This is a genomic window from Mesorhizobium sp. WSM4822 (genome assembly GCF_055811155.1).
The window spans coordinates 109,272-121,842 of sequence record NZ_JBVVQM010000002.1; the positions used below are offsets into that span (position 1 = coordinate 109,272).

Annotated in this window: 12 protein-coding genes; 7 read left to right on the forward strand and 5 right to left on the reverse strand. The window is 64.1% G+C overall.

All coding sequences use genetic code 11. The features are described from left to right. Positions 1 to 43: 43 nt before the first annotated feature. Positions 44 to 688 carry a cysteine hydrolase family protein gene (locus tag AC0L3E_RS05405; protein ID WP_127396751.1) on the reverse strand — a complete coding sequence of 215 codons (645 nt, stop codon included), beginning with the start codon at positions 686 to 688 and terminating at the stop codon, positions 44 to 46. 127 nt (positions 689 to 815) lie between these two features. Between AC0L3E_RS05405 and AC0L3E_RS05410 the strand changes: the two genes are divergently transcribed. Next, positions 816 to 1,811: a GlxA family transcriptional regulator gene (locus AC0L3E_RS05410; protein ID WP_473604400.1), complete on the forward strand. Its 996-nt coding sequence runs from the start codon at positions 816 to 818 to the stop codon at positions 1,809 to 1,811. Positions 1,812 to 1,816: 5 nt separating this feature from the next. Here AC0L3E_RS05410 and AC0L3E_RS05415 read toward each other — a convergent pair whose 3' ends face one another. After that, positions 1,817 to 2,374: a sugar O-acetyltransferase gene (locus tag AC0L3E_RS05415; RefSeq protein ID WP_473604401.1), complete on the reverse strand. Its 558-nt coding sequence runs from the start codon at positions 2,372 to 2,374 to the stop codon at positions 1,817 to 1,819. Between the two features lie 143 nt (positions 2,375 to 2,517). Between AC0L3E_RS05415 and AC0L3E_RS05420 the strand changes: the two genes are divergently transcribed. The 4 genes from AC0L3E_RS05420 to AC0L3E_RS05435 all read left to right on the forward strand — a co-directional run bounded on the left by AC0L3E_RS05420 (position 2,518) and on the right by AC0L3E_RS05435 (position 6,792). Next, positions 2,518 to 2,979, forward strand: coding sequence for a DUF4126 domain-containing protein (locus AC0L3E_RS05420; RefSeq protein WP_473604402.1), 462 nt, complete (start codon positions 2,518 to 2,520; stop codon positions 2,977 to 2,979). Next, positions 2,976 to 4,352 carry an FAD-containing oxidoreductase gene (locus AC0L3E_RS05425; RefSeq protein ID WP_473604403.1) on the forward strand — a complete coding sequence of 459 codons (1,377 nt, stop codon included), beginning with the start codon at positions 2,976 to 2,978 and terminating at the stop codon, positions 4,350 to 4,352. Before AC0L3E_RS05420 ends, AC0L3E_RS05425 begins: the two co-directional genes overlap by 4 nt. A gap of 125 nt (positions 4,353 to 4,477) precedes the next feature. Continuing rightward, the gene (locus AC0L3E_RS05430; RefSeq protein WP_127272313.1) at positions 4,478 to 5,650 is read left to right on the forward strand and encodes an MFS transporter; all 1,173 of its coding nucleotides are present in this window, start codon (positions 4,478 to 4,480) and stop codon (positions 5,648 to 5,650) included. Positions 5,651 to 5,736: 86 nt separating this feature from the next. Continuing rightward, entirely contained in the window at positions 5,737 to 6,792 is a 1,056-nt protein-coding gene (locus AC0L3E_RS05435) for a M14 family metallopeptidase (RefSeq protein WP_473604404.1), read from the forward strand. 1 nt (position 6,793) lies between these two features. Here AC0L3E_RS05435 and AC0L3E_RS05440 read toward each other — a convergent pair whose 3' ends face one another. After that, on the reverse strand, positions 6,794 to 7,564 hold the full coding sequence (locus AC0L3E_RS05440; RefSeq protein WP_473604405.1) for an isocitrate lyase/PEP mutase family protein: 771 nt from the start codon (positions 7,562 to 7,564) through the stop codon (positions 6,794 to 6,796). A gap of 318 nt (positions 7,565 to 7,882) precedes the next feature. Between AC0L3E_RS05440 and AC0L3E_RS05445 the strand changes: the two genes are divergently transcribed. Then, positions 7,883 to 10,072, forward strand: a complete 2,190-nt coding sequence (locus tag AC0L3E_RS05445) for an anthranilate synthase (RefSeq protein ID WP_473604406.1) — start codon at positions 7,883 to 7,885, stop codon at positions 10,070 to 10,072. Between the two features lie 5 nt (positions 10,073 to 10,077). After that, on the forward strand, positions 10,078 to 11,025 hold the full coding sequence (locus AC0L3E_RS05450) for a cation diffusion facilitator family transporter (protein ID WP_023809882.1): 948 nt from the start codon (positions 10,078 to 10,080) through the stop codon (positions 11,023 to 11,025). A 202-nt stretch (positions 11,026 to 11,227) separates the two neighbouring features. Here the strand turns inward: AC0L3E_RS05450 and AC0L3E_RS05455 are convergent, their stop codons facing one another. Beyond that, complete coding sequence (locus AC0L3E_RS05455) at positions 11,228 to 11,434, reverse strand: antitoxin (protein WP_032808618.1); 207 nt, start codon at positions 11,432 to 11,434, stop codon at positions 11,228 to 11,230. 19 nt (positions 11,435 to 11,453) lie between these two features. Beyond that, positions 11,454 to 12,557 carry a hypothetical protein gene (locus AC0L3E_RS05460; protein ID WP_128308072.1) on the reverse strand — a complete coding sequence of 368 codons (1,104 nt, stop codon included), beginning with the start codon at positions 12,555 to 12,557 and terminating at the stop codon, positions 11,454 to 11,456. Positions 12,558 to 12,571 lie beyond the last annotated feature (14 nt).

Genomic DNA, 12,571 nt, shown 5'->3' on the forward strand with positions numbered 1-12,571 from the left:
GGCGCCGCAGCGATGTGGCGCCCTTTCTGTTTTCAGATAGTCCCTACGCGGCGCTGCGTGACAGCGCCCGCTGGTTGGAGCCGAAGATGGTGTCGCGTTCCGGCAGCGCGCCGGTCTTCAGGCACTCGACCCATTCGGCGGTCTTGAGCACGGCGGCAAAGCGCGACTGCAGGATGATCGTGACCACGCGGTGGATCTCCTCGGCCGAGGCGTAGCCGGCGCTGTTGGCGTAAGGCACCGATCCGGTCGCATCCGACAGGAACTCGACGGCAAAGCCCATATGCACGGCGTGGATGATGGTCGACAGGTCGCAATTGTGCGTCATGTAGCCGACCACCGTGATCGTATCTATGGCGTTGGCGCGCAGCCAGTCCTCGAGGTCGGTGCCGGTGAAGGCGGAGGGCAGGTTCTTTTCGACATAATGGTCGCGCCCACGCCTGGCTATTTCGGGATGCAGTTCGCCGCCATGGCTTCCCCTGGCGAAGATCGGCGATGTCTCGGGCGCCATCTGCTTGACGACCACCACCTTGATGCCGGCAGCAGTCGCTGCATCCATCGCCCGCGCCACATTGACGACGCTGTCGCGGAACGGCGGATGCTGGATGGCAAGACTGCCGCCGTCATAATCGTTCTGCACATCGACGACGATCAGCGCCCGGCGCGGCGTGGCGTTGGCTGGGTCAGACATGGTGTTTTCCTTTCCGGCTTGAATGCGATGGGTGGAAAATAGGTGGGTTGCCAGACAGCCGAAAGTGGCCCGATTGACATCATTCGAAAGAATTGGGACAATCCGCATTCAACTGCCGGAAGCACCCATGACCGACCCGATCATTGCCGTACTCGCCTTCGACGGCATCAGCCCGTTCCACCTTTCCGTACCGTGCCTGGTCTTCGCAGAGGACAGGACGGCGCTTGGCCTGCCGCGCTTCGACTTCCGCATCTGCGCGGTCAAGCCCGGCCCGATCCACACCGAGGCCGGACTGACAATTGCCGCGCCGCATGGGCTCGAAGGGCTCGACGGCGCCGATATCGTCATCATTCCAAGCTGGCATCATCTCGGCGAGCCGGCATCGCCGTCGCTGATGGAGGCGTTGCGCCGGGCGCACCAACGCGGCGCCTTGATCGTCGGCCTGTGCCTTGGAACCTTCGCCATTGCCGCGGCCGGGCTGCTTTCGGGCCGTCGTGCCGCGACGCACTGGGCCTATTCCGAACAGTTGCAGAAACTCCACCCCGACGTCGCCGTCGATGCCTCGGTGCTCTATGTCGACAATGGTGACATCGTGACCTCGGCCGGCGTCGCCGCCGGTCTGGACTGCTGTCTCCACATCGTGCGCGCCCGCTACGGCGCGGAAGCGGCACTGCGGCTCGCCCGCCAGATCGTCCTTTCTCCGCATCGGCAGGGCGGGCAGGCGCAATTCATCGAGCATCCGGTGGAAAGAAGCGCGGACGCCGACCGGTTCACCCAGGCCCTCGACGCGGTTCGCGCGGCGCTCGGAGAGACTCATAGCCTGGATAGCGTCGCCGAGGCCGCCGGCCTGACCCGGCGCACCTTTACCCGCCGCTTCCAAAAATCGATCGGCACCAGTTTCGGCGATTGGCTGACCAGCCAACGGATAGAACTGGCTCAAAGGCTGCTGGAGGCAACGGAGAAATCGATGGACCTGGTGGCGTTCGAAGCCGGCTTCGGCAGCGCCACCTCGCTGCGCCAGCATTTCGCCGCAAGGCTCAGAACATCGCCGGCGCAGTATCGGCGCGAATTCTCCAGAAGGGCCGACCAGGGCGAGCGCATGACGTACGTTCTGGCGTCCTGATCTATTCAGTCCCGCTTGACCTGATGTGCCGGATTGCCGACCACCGTGGTGTTCGCAGCCACGTCGCGCGTCACCACCGCGCCGGCGCCGACGATGGCACCTTCACCGATGCTGACGCCGCCAAGGATGACGGCTGAGCCGCCGATCCACGCATTGGCGCCGATCTCGACCGGCCTGGCGATCTCCAGTCCAGCTTGCCGCCCAGCGACCTCCTTGTGATGCTCGGCGCAGTAGATCTGCACATTGGGACCGAGCAGCGTTCCCTTGCCGATGCGCACGCTCGCTGTGTCGAGGATGGTGCAGCCGGCATTGAGAAAGACGCCGTCGCCGAGAAAGATGTTGAAACCATAGGCGCAGTGAAACGGCGCCTCGATGCGGGCACCCTCGCCGGCGTCGCCGAGTAAAGCTTTCAAGCCCGACCCGAGATTGCCGCGCTGCCGCAGCGGCAGGCAATTGTGCTCGAACACCGCGTCACGCGCTACCACACGCAAGGACTCCAGCTCATCATCGAGGCAGGTATACCATTCGCCGGCCGCCATCTTCACGCGCTCGCTTTCGGCCATGACGCGGTCTCCAGTTCACGTCCTTCAAAAGCACAAGTGCGGCCAACAGAAAAGCGCCGATGCAAGTACTGGTCAAATATTGGACCTATGGTAGCCTGCCGTCTCAAAGGCCGTCCTGGCCCGGTGATCGAGGGGGATCGACCATGCTCTACATTCTCGCACTTCTGATCGGCGTCATTGCCGGTCTTCGCGCCATGACGGCGCCGGCTGCCGTTGCCTGGGGCGCTTATCTCGGCTGGCTGCCGGTTGCCGGCACCTGGGCGAGCTTCATGAGTCACTGGGCGGCTGTCGGCATCTTCACCATCCTGGCCATCGTCGAACTGGTCACCGACCAGTTGCCGTCGACGCCGAGCCGTAAAGTGCCGCAGCAATTCGGCGCCCGCATCGTCATGGGCGCCTTCACCGGCGCGGTGATCGGCGCGACAGGCGGCGCCACCATCGGCGGCTTGATTGCCGGCGCCATCGGCGCTGTCATCGGCACGCTGGGCGGCGCTGAAGCTCGCGGCCGGCTCGCAGCCGCCTTCGGCAAGGATCCGCCCGCCGCCTTCATCGAGGACGCGGTGGCGATCATCGGCAGCCTGCTGATCGTAGCGGCGGTGGCATGACGACGAAAACCTTCGACGCCATCATCATCGGTGCCGGACAGGCTGGCCCTCCGCTGGCCGGCCGACTGACGGCCGCCGGCATGAGCGTGGCGCTGATCGAGCGCAAGCTGGTCGGCGGCACCTGCGTCAACACCGGCTGCATGCCGACCAAGACCATGGTCGCCAGCGCCTACGCCGCGCATCTTGCGCGCCGCGCCGCCGACTATGGCGTGACGCTCAGTGGCCCCGTCGGCGTCGACTATGCCAGGATCAAGGCGCGCAAGGACAAGGTGACGATCGACGCCCGCACCAATCTCGAGACCTGGATTGCCGGCATGGACAAATGCACCCTCTATCGCGGCCATGCGCGTTTCGAATCCGCCAACACGGTGCGCGTCGGCGACGATCTGCTGACCGCCGAAAAGATCTTCCTCAACACCGGCGGCCGAGCCTCGGTCCCAGACCTGCCCGGCATCCACGACATCGACTATCTGACCAATTCCTCGATGATGGATCTCGACGTGCTGCCGCGCCATCTCATCGTCGTCGGCGGCAGCTACATCTCGCTCGAATTCGCACAGATGTTCCGCCGCTTCGGTAGCGAAGTTACCGTCATCGAGAAGAGCCCACGCCTGACCGGCCGCGAGGACGAGGATGTCTCCGCCGCCATCCTGTCGATCCTCGAACACGAGGGCATCACGGTCCATGTCGGCGCCGACGACATCGCTTTCGCCAGACAGGGCCAGGACATTGCCGTGACCTTCTCCGCCGGCAAACCGCCGGCGGTCGGCTCGCACGTGCTGCTGGCTCTGGGGCGGACGCCCAACACCGATGACCTCGGCCTGGAGAGGGCTGGCGTGGAGGTCGACAAGCGCGGCTTCGTCTCTGTAGACGACCAGTTGCGCAGCAGCGTGCCCGGCATCTGGGCGATGGGCGACTGCAACGGCAGGGGCGCCTTCACCCACACCTCCTACAACGACTACGAGATCGTCGCCGCCAACCTGCTGGACAACGATCCGCGCAAGGTCAGTGATCGCATCGAAGCCTATGCGCTCTACATCGACCCACCGCTCGGCCGCTGCGGCATGACCGAGGCCGCGGTGAAGAAATCCGGCCGTCGCGCGCTGGTCGGCCAGCGGCCGATGACCCGCGTCGGCCGCGCTATCGAAAAGGGCGAGACGCAGGGCTTCATGAAGATCCTGGTCGACGCCGACACCAGGCAGATCCTCGGCTGCTCGGTGCTCGGCCCCGGCGGCGACGAGGTTATCCATTGCGTACTCGACCTGATGTACGCCAAGGCGCCCGTCGACACGCTGGCGCGTGCCGTGCACATCCACCCGAATGTCTCGGAGCTGTTGCCAACCATTGCCCAGGAATTGAAGCCGCTGGTTTGACAGCCTGTTAGCGACCCATTTCAAAGCTCTTCCTTTTCTGCATCGCTGCGATGCAGCAATGCAGCTTGCGCACGATGGCGTCCTTCGCGCAGTCTCGATTTGAACCGATTCAGTCTGGACGCCCCATGCCCTTGCCGATCCTTGCGCTTGCCATTGCGTCCTTCTGCATCGGCACCACCGAATTCGTGATCATGGGCCTGCTGCCCGAGGTCGCAGCCGACCTCGGCGTATCGATCCCTTCTGCCGGCCTGCTGGTTACCGGATATGCGCTGGGCGTCGTCTTCGGCGCCCCGATCGTGGCGATGGCCACCGCGCATTTGCCGCGTAAGCCTGTGCTGGTCGGGCTGGCCGTGCTGTTCGTCATCGGCAATCTGTTTTGCGCCATCTCGCCCAACTACTGGACGCTGATGGCCGCGCGCGTTTTCACCGCTTTCGGCCATGGCGCCTTCTTCGGCATCGGCTCGGTCGTTGCCGCCAGCCTGGTGCCGCGCAACAAACGCGCCAGCGCCATCGCGCTGATGTTCGCCGGGCTGACGCTGTCCAACATCCTGGGTGTTCCCGCCGGAACCGCACTTGGCGAAGCGTTCGGCTGGCGCTCCACCTTCGTTGCCGTGGTCGGTATCGGCCTGATCTCGGTGGCAGCGATCGCCTGGCTGGTGCCGTCCGATGTCGCCCAGCCAAGCGGTGGCGGCCTGCGCGGCGAGCTGCGCGTGCTGGGCAAGCTGCAGGTCTGGCTGGCCATGCTGATCGCGGCGCTGACCTCCGCAAGCCTGTTCACCGTCTTCACCTACATCAAACCCTACCTCACCGAGGTATCGGGCTTGTCGACCTCGGCAGTCACGTGGGTTCTGCTGCTGTTCGGCGCGGGCATGACCATCGGCAACATTATCGGCGGCAGACTGGCCGACTGGAAACTGATGCCGACAGTGATCGGCACGCTGCTGCTGATGGCCCTGCTTTTCGTTGGCTTCAGGCAGTTCGGCGCAATCGCCAGCGTTGCCGTCGGCATCGTCTTCCTGTGGGGCCTGCTCATCTTCGTCGTCGTGCCGCCGCTGCAGATCCGGGTCGTCGAGGCGGCCTCCGAGGGACCGAACCTCGCCGCCACGCTGAACCAGGGCGCCTTCAATGTCGGCAATGCCAGCGGCGCCTGGATCGGCGGCGTTGCCCTTTCCGCCGGTGTTTCCTATGCCAATTTGCCGCTGGTCGGCGCAGCACTCGCTTTGTTGGCGGTCACCGTCGCCGTGCTGTCGCAGGCGCTGGACCGGCGCGCGCCGGTCATCCCGCTTCCGGCTGAATAGCCTCTTGCGCCCATAGCGCGGCGGGCTGGACCAATCGACATCGGCGCCTTCAAATCGCATGTCTCTCGCTCTTGATGGAGGAAGTCATGCAGAAATCGATCGAGCGCATCGCCGGCGAAAGCGAAGGGGTTTCCTACGAATTCCCGCTGTTCCGCTTCACTGGTTCCGACAAGGCTGCTCCTTCGGCATACCTACAGGCGGCACTCCATGCCGGCGAGTTGCCGGGCGTCGTCGCCATCGACGCGCTGATGCCGATGCTTGCCAAAGCGGAGGCCGAAGGCCGCATCAAGGGCAATCTCACCGTCGTGCCCTGGGCCAATCCGATCGGCCGGGCGCAATATCATTTCGGCGAGCATCAGGGCCGCTTCCATCTGGGCACGCGCACCAATTTCAACCGCGGCTTTCCGCTGCTCGCCGCGCCCGACACAGCGCTCTTGCCCGACACCACCCTTGGCAGCGTCGACCAGCGGCTGAAGACGCGGCTGGTGCAGCTCTCGCTCGGCCATGACATCGTGCTCGACCTGCACTGCGATGACGAGGGCCTCGCCTACCTCTACGTCCACACCAGCCTGTGGCCTGCCATGGCCGATTGCGCCGCGGCCATGGGCGTCGACGCGGTCGTGCTGTGGAGCGAGGACACCGACGGCACTTTCGAGGGCGCCTCGATCATGCCCTACCAGAATGTCCCAGCTGATGTAGCCAAGCTCGACCGCCGCGTCGCCACCACGGTCGAATATCGCGGCATCCTCGATGTCGACGGCGCCTTGGCCGCCGCCGACGCCGAAGGCCTCTACCGGCTGCTGGTGGCGCGCGGCGTGATCGCCGATAGCGCCCTGCCCGCACTTGGCCCCTTCACCGGCCTCGTGGCGCCATTGGAGAACATCGACATGATGCCGGCGTCTCGGGCGGGTGCCGTGCTCTACGACGTGAAACCCGGCGACCGCGTCGCCAGGGGCGCGCGCCTCGCCACCATCGTCCATGCGCCGGGCGAAGCCGATGGCCGCACCGAAATCTTCGCGCCGCAGGACGGCATCATCCTGACCCGCCGCTCGCGCCGCATCATCCGCGCCGGCGAGGATCTTCTGAAGCTGGTCGGCGACAGGAAGAGCACCGACGCCCGATCGGGGACGCTAGAGGATTGATCTAGCCAGAAATGGCCTGCCTAGCCTTGGCCTCCAGCCATTCCGCCATCTGCCGGTAAGGCACCGGGCCGTGGCTGATGCGGGCGACGCCGAGTTCGGCCAGCCGCTGGCGCGGCGGCACGTGCCCCAGCGCAATGATGTTGACCGGCAACGCGATTGCCTTGCAAAGCGTCTCGATCAGGTCCTCATCGCCAAGACCCGGCGCAAAGAAGCCGTGTGCGCCGGCTTTTTCGAAGGCCTGCGCGCGCTCGATGGCCTGGTCGAGCAGGACGTCGTCATGCGCATCCGGTTTCGCCTTGAGGAAGATGTCGGTTCGGGCGTTGATGAACGCCGGTATGCCGGAGGCCTTGACGGCCGCTGCCGCAGCTTCGATGCGTTTTACCTGAACAGAAATGTCGTGCAGGCCGGTGCCGCCGACAACCTGGTCTTCGAAATTGAAACCGATAGCGCCGGCCCGTAGCGCCAACGTCACCGTGCGAGCCACAATCTCCGGATCGACGCCGTAGCCGCCCTCGAGGTCCATGGTCACCGGCAGGTCGACGGCAGTGACGATGCGCTTGATGTTGTCGAGCGCCAGCTCCAGCGGGATTTTCTCGCCATCGGCATAGCCGAACGCGGCAGCCACCGGCCAGCTTCCGGTGGCGATCGCCTTGGCGCCCGCTTTCTCGACGATCTTGGCCGAACCCGGATCCCAGACGTTGTAGAGAACGATCGGGTTTCCCTTGACGTGGAGGGAATGGAACGTCCGCGCACGCTCGATCTGCTCGGTCATGGTGTTTTCCCGTCTCCTGCTGTTAGAGGAACAGTCTAAGCGGCACTGTCCGCCCTGGCGATGTGCCATGAGACGCTGAAGCGGCGGCCACCGGACAGGCTTTTCAAATCAGTTGCGCATCCGGTTTTTCGCGGCTATGGATTTTCGCCATGAACATGCGTTCGATCAAGACCATTTGGTGGTGGGCCTGCTGACAGCGGCCTGTTCGAACACGTGCGCGTGAAAAGAGAGGGTGGCCGCAACGGAAAGTCCGGGCGGCCATTTGTTTTTTCCAAGCCATTCCCGGGTCCGTTGCCCAAGAAGCTGATGGAGACGGCAATGACGATGAAGGTTCTGGAAAACGGCGCGGAAAGTTTCGTGACCGCGGGTGGCATAACCATCACGCGCGCGCGCCACGATCGGCCCTATGCAGGTGCGATTGACGCCTATGTCGATGGCCTGAATTCGCGCCGCGGTGCGGTGTTTTCCTCAAATTATGAATATCCCGGCCGCTACACGCGCTGGGACACCGCCATCATCGATCCGCCGCTGGTCGTCTCGGCGCGCGGCCGCGCCATGCGCATCGAGGCGCTGAACCGCCGTGGCGAGGCGCTGCTGCCGGTCATCGGCAAGGCGCTCGCCAGCCAGGCGGATGTCACCATCGCCGAGACGTCGAAGACACTCATCCGCCTCGATGTCGCCAAGCCCGGCCGTGTCTTCACCGAGGAGGAGCGCAGCCGCGTCCCTTCAGTCTTCACGGTGCTGCGCGCCATCACCGCTCTGTTCAGGACCGAGGAAGACGCCAATCTCGGTCTCTACGGCGCTTTCGGCTACGACCTCGCCTTCCAGTTCGACCCGGTCGACTACAAGCTCGAGCGCATGCCAAGCCAGCGCGACCTGGTGCTTTTCCTGCCCGACGAGATCCTGGTCGTCGACCATTATTCCGCCAAGGCCTGGACCGACCGCTATGACTATGCCGGCGAGGGTTTTTCGACCGAAGGGCTGCCGCGCGACGAAATCGCCGAGCCGTTCAAGAGCCCTGACCGCATCCCGCCGCGCGGCGACCATGAACCGGGCGAATACGCCAATCTGGTGCGCAAGGCGATGGATTCGTTCAAGCGCGGCGACCTGTTCGAGGTCGTGCCCGGCCAGATGTTCTACGAGCGCTGCGAGACGCAGCCATCCGAGATTTCGCGCAAGCTGAAAGCCATCAATCCGTCGCCCTATTCCTTCTTCATCAATCTGGGCGAAGGCGAATATCTGATCGGCGCCTCGCCGGAAATGTTCGTGCGCGTCAACGGCCGCCGCGTCGAGACCTGCCCGATCTCAGGCACCATCAAGCGCGGCGACGACGCCATTTCCGACTCAGAGCAGATCCTGAAACTGCTCAACTCGAAGAAGGACGAATCCGAGCTGACCATGTGCTCGGACGTCGATCGCAACGACAAGTCGCGGGTCTGCGAGCCGGGTTCGGTGCGCGTCATCGGCCGTCGGCAGATCGAAATGTATTCGCGCCTGATCCACACGGTCGACCACATCGAAGGCCGGCTGCGCGAAGGCATGGATGCCTTCGATGCCTTCCTGTCGCATGCCTGGGCGGTCACCGTCACCGGCGCGCCGAAACTGTGGGCCATGCGCTTCATCGAACAGAACGAGAAGAGCCCGCGCGCCTGGTATGGCGGTGCGATCGGCATGGTCAATTTCAACGGTGACATGAACACCGGCCTGACGCTCCGCACCATCCGTATCAAGGACGGCATTGCCGAAGTGCGGGCCGGCGCCACATTGCTGTTCGACAGCATTCCCGAGGAAGAAGAAGCCGAAACCGAACTGAAGGCATCCGCCATGCTCTCCGCCATCCGCGACGCCAAGACAGGCAATTCCGCCAGCACCGAGCGCACGACCGCGCGCGTCGGCGACGGCGTCAACATCCTGCTGGTCGACCACGAGGATAGTTTCGTCCACACGCTGGCCAATTATTTCCGCCAGACCGGCGCCAACGTCTCGACCGTTCGCTCGCCTGTGCCTGAGGAAGTCTTCGACCGGCTGAAACCCGATCTCGTCGTGCTGTCGCCCGGCCCCGGCACGCCGAAGGACTTCGATTGCGCCGCAACCATCAAGAAGGCGCGCGCCCGCGAACTGCCGATCTTCGGCGTCTGCCTTGGCCTGCAGGCATTGGCGGAGGCCTATGGCGGCGAACTGCGGCAGCTGCACATACCGATGCACGGCAAGCCGTCGCGCATCCGGGTCTCCAAGCCCGGCATCATCTTCTCGGGCCTGCCCAAGGAAGTGACCGTCGGCCGCTACCACTCGATCTTTGCCGATCCGGTGCGCCTGCCCGACGATTTCATCGTCACGGCGGAGACCGAGGACGGCATCATCATGGCCTTCGAACACCGCAAGGAGCCGATCGCCGCGGTACAGTTCCACCCGGAATCGATCATGACGCTCGGCCACAATGCTGGCATGCGCATCATCGAGAACATCGTCGCCCACCTGCCCCGCAAGGCCAAGGAAAAGGCCGCCTGACGATCATGGCTGAAGCCGAGAACACGATGGCGATCGCGGCCAAGGCGGCCGCGAAGCGCAAAATCGCCAATCTCGCCTTCTGGTCGATTATCGTCGCTTTTGTCGTGCTCGCGCTGAAGGCTGCCGCCTGGTACGTCACCGGCTCGGTGGCGCTCTACTCGGACGCCTTGGAATCGATCGTCAACGTCATTGCCTCGGTTGCAGCCTTCTGGGCGATCCAGGTCAGCCACAAGCCGGCCGACCAGGACCACCCTTTCGGCCATCACAAGGCCGAGTATTTCTCGGCGGTGCTGGAAGGCGTGCTGATCGTGCTCGCCGCCCTTTTGATCCTCAACGAGGTCTGGCGCCACTGGCAGACCCCGGCACCGCTCGAACAGCCCTGGGAAGGTCTTGCCGTCAACGGCGTCGCTACGGTCATCAACGCCTTCTGGGCCTGGACGTTGATCCGCGCCGGCAGGGCGGAGAAATCACCGGCACTGGTCGCCGACGGCAACCACATCATGACCGACGTGGTCACCTCGATCGGCGTCTTCGGCGGCCTGGTCGGAGCGATCCTGACCGGCTGGCAGATCCTTGACCCCGCACTTGCCGTCCTCGTGGCTTTGAACATCCTGTGGCAGGGCTGGCATGTCATAGGCTCGTCGATGAACGGCCTGATGGACCGCGCCGTCGACACCCAGGAACACATGCGCATCCGTGACGTCATCTCGGCCAATTGCAAGGGCGCGCTGGAGGTTCACGACCTCAAGACGCGCATCGCCGGCCGCGCCACCTTCATCGAGTTTCATCTGGTCGTCGACGCAGACATGTCGGTCGGCGCCAGCCATGTCATCTGCGACCGCATCGAGGACGCGCTGAAAGCCGAAATCCCCTCGGTGCGCGTCACCATCCATGTCGAGCCCGACGACGAGGCCAAGCTGCCGAAGGGCACAACCGCCGTGCCGTTTGCCTGAGGCGATTTCCTGTAGCGACTTGGGAAAATTAACCGAAGCTTCTCGACTTCGTCATCCACGGGCGAAGCAGGAGCGAAGCTCCGTCGCGGAGACCCGAGGATCCATGCCGCGACCTTGTCCGTAGAGTGCAGCGGAACAGAATTCTGCACCGCAGCAGCGCTCAGATGTCACGCATGGATCCTATGGTCTGCGCCGCCAGTCTCTATCGGCCTTCCAAAGCTGCCTCAACAAAATCGTCGTCAAGTGGCCCGGTCAAACTGTCGAGCCAGACCCAATCCTGCGCAAGCGGTTCGAGAACGACCGCTCGGCCCTCGCGACGGATTGAAATCTCGCCGGTATCGAAACGGTATTTCTTCGGCATGCGTACTGCTTGCGATCCGCCAGACCAAAAGACTTTTGCCTTATCCATTCGCGCCCTCCATTGAAGCTCAAGGCGAGCAGGCCGATTGCGGCATCGGCTGCAGCCGATAGACCTTGTCGTCGGATTTCGTCTTGCCATCGGCGGCCTTCGAACACAGGTCGACGATCGCGAGCGCGCTGTTGGGATTTGCCAGCATCATCGTGCCATTGAGGCCACGCTTGAGGAAAATCTCCTTCTGCGCGATGTCGCAGGAAGAATCGCTCATCTTCGAACTGGCCGCGCAGCGCCACTGGTCGGCTTCGCCCTGGCAGGAATAGGTCTGCGTAACCTCAGCCGATTTCTGCCGTGTGGTGACGGTAACGGCAATGTCGGCGCCGTCTGGCCAGTTGGCGGCGTCGCCACCCGAGGCGAAGGACGCCAGCTCTACCTTGCCGCGGAAAACCCGGATCGACTGGGTGAGTTGATCGGGGTGCGAGCCGAGATGCGCCGCATCGTAGTCGCGCCCATAGCAGAAGGCCTGGTCCGGCTTCAGCCGCTCGCGCAGCGGCGGGCCTAGCGCCGGGTCGACCGGATCGATGCGCGCGAACTCCGCCTTGCAGGTCGCCGCTGGGATCGGGTCGAGGCGAAAATTGTCGTCATCCTTGCCGAGTGCCTGCCTGCTATATTCCGCAGCGCCAAGCTCTTCTTCCGAACCGGCATCGAGATAGATGTCGGGCTGCAGATCCGAGAGGAACAGCCGGCCCTTGTCGTCGACCTTCAGCGACGCAAGCGTCCGGTCGCATTCCATGCCGCAATGAACCGGGCCTGTCTTGCCGTCCTCGGACGCATGATTGCACCAGCCGCCGGCCCATTCCGGCGACTTGGCGCCGCGCACGGTGGTGGCGATGAAGGCATTGTAGGACGTGTCGGAATTCACGGTCGGTTCCTCGTTCGGCCGGCTGACCGGATCATGGCCGTAGTAGAAGAAGATCCGCGTCACCTTCTGCTTCGGGTGCGCCTTGAGATGCCCCGCATCATAGACGCGGCCGAAACAGGCATCAGCGCCGTTCGGACTGAGTTCGGTGAGCTTCAGCGCATCGTCGGCGGAGGCCGATCCGGCAAGCAAGCCAAGCAGCGCCGCGCCAAACCCGGCGCCGGCGACTGTCTTCCATTCCCCTGCCCTGAACGCCATGTGATCTCTCCTCC

Coding starts and splice junctions, on each gene's coding strand:
- AC0L3E_RS05405 (WP_127396751.1), bottom strand. CDS start 688: ATGTCTGACCCAGCCAACGCCACGCCGCGCCGGGCGCTGATCGTCGTC.
- AC0L3E_RS05410 (WP_473604400.1), top strand. CDS start 816: ATGACCGACCCGATCATTGCCGTACTCGCCTTCGACGGCATCAGCCCG.
- AC0L3E_RS05415 (WP_473604401.1), bottom strand. CDS start 2,374: ATGGCCGAAAGCGAGCGCGTGAAGATGGCGGCCGGCGAATGGTATACC.
- AC0L3E_RS05420 (WP_473604402.1), top strand. CDS start 2,518: ATGCTCTACATTCTCGCACTTCTGATCGGCGTCATTGCCGGTCTTCGC.
- AC0L3E_RS05425 (WP_473604403.1), top strand. CDS start 2,976: ATGACGACGAAAACCTTCGACGCCATCATCATCGGTGCCGGACAGGCT.
- AC0L3E_RS05430 (WP_127272313.1), top strand. CDS start 4,478: ATGCCCTTGCCGATCCTTGCGCTTGCCATTGCGTCCTTCTGCATCGGC.
- AC0L3E_RS05435 (WP_473604404.1), top strand. CDS start 5,737: ATGCAGAAATCGATCGAGCGCATCGCCGGCGAAAGCGAAGGGGTTTCC.
- AC0L3E_RS05440 (WP_473604405.1), bottom strand. CDS start 7,564: ATGACCGAGCAGATCGAGCGTGCGCGGACGTTCCATTCCCTCCACGTC.
- AC0L3E_RS05445 (WP_473604406.1), top strand. CDS start 7,883: ATGACGATGAAGGTTCTGGAAAACGGCGCGGAAAGTTTCGTGACCGCG.
- AC0L3E_RS05450 (WP_023809882.1), top strand. CDS start 10,078: ATGGCTGAAGCCGAGAACACGATGGCGATCGCGGCCAAGGCGGCCGCG.
- AC0L3E_RS05455 (WP_032808618.1), bottom strand. CDS start 11,434: ATGGATAAGGCAAAAGTCTTTTGGTCTGGCGGATCGCAAGCAGTACGC.
- AC0L3E_RS05460 (WP_128308072.1), bottom strand. CDS start 12,557: ATGGCGTTCAGGGCAGGGGAATGGAAGACAGTCGCCGGCGCCGGGTTT.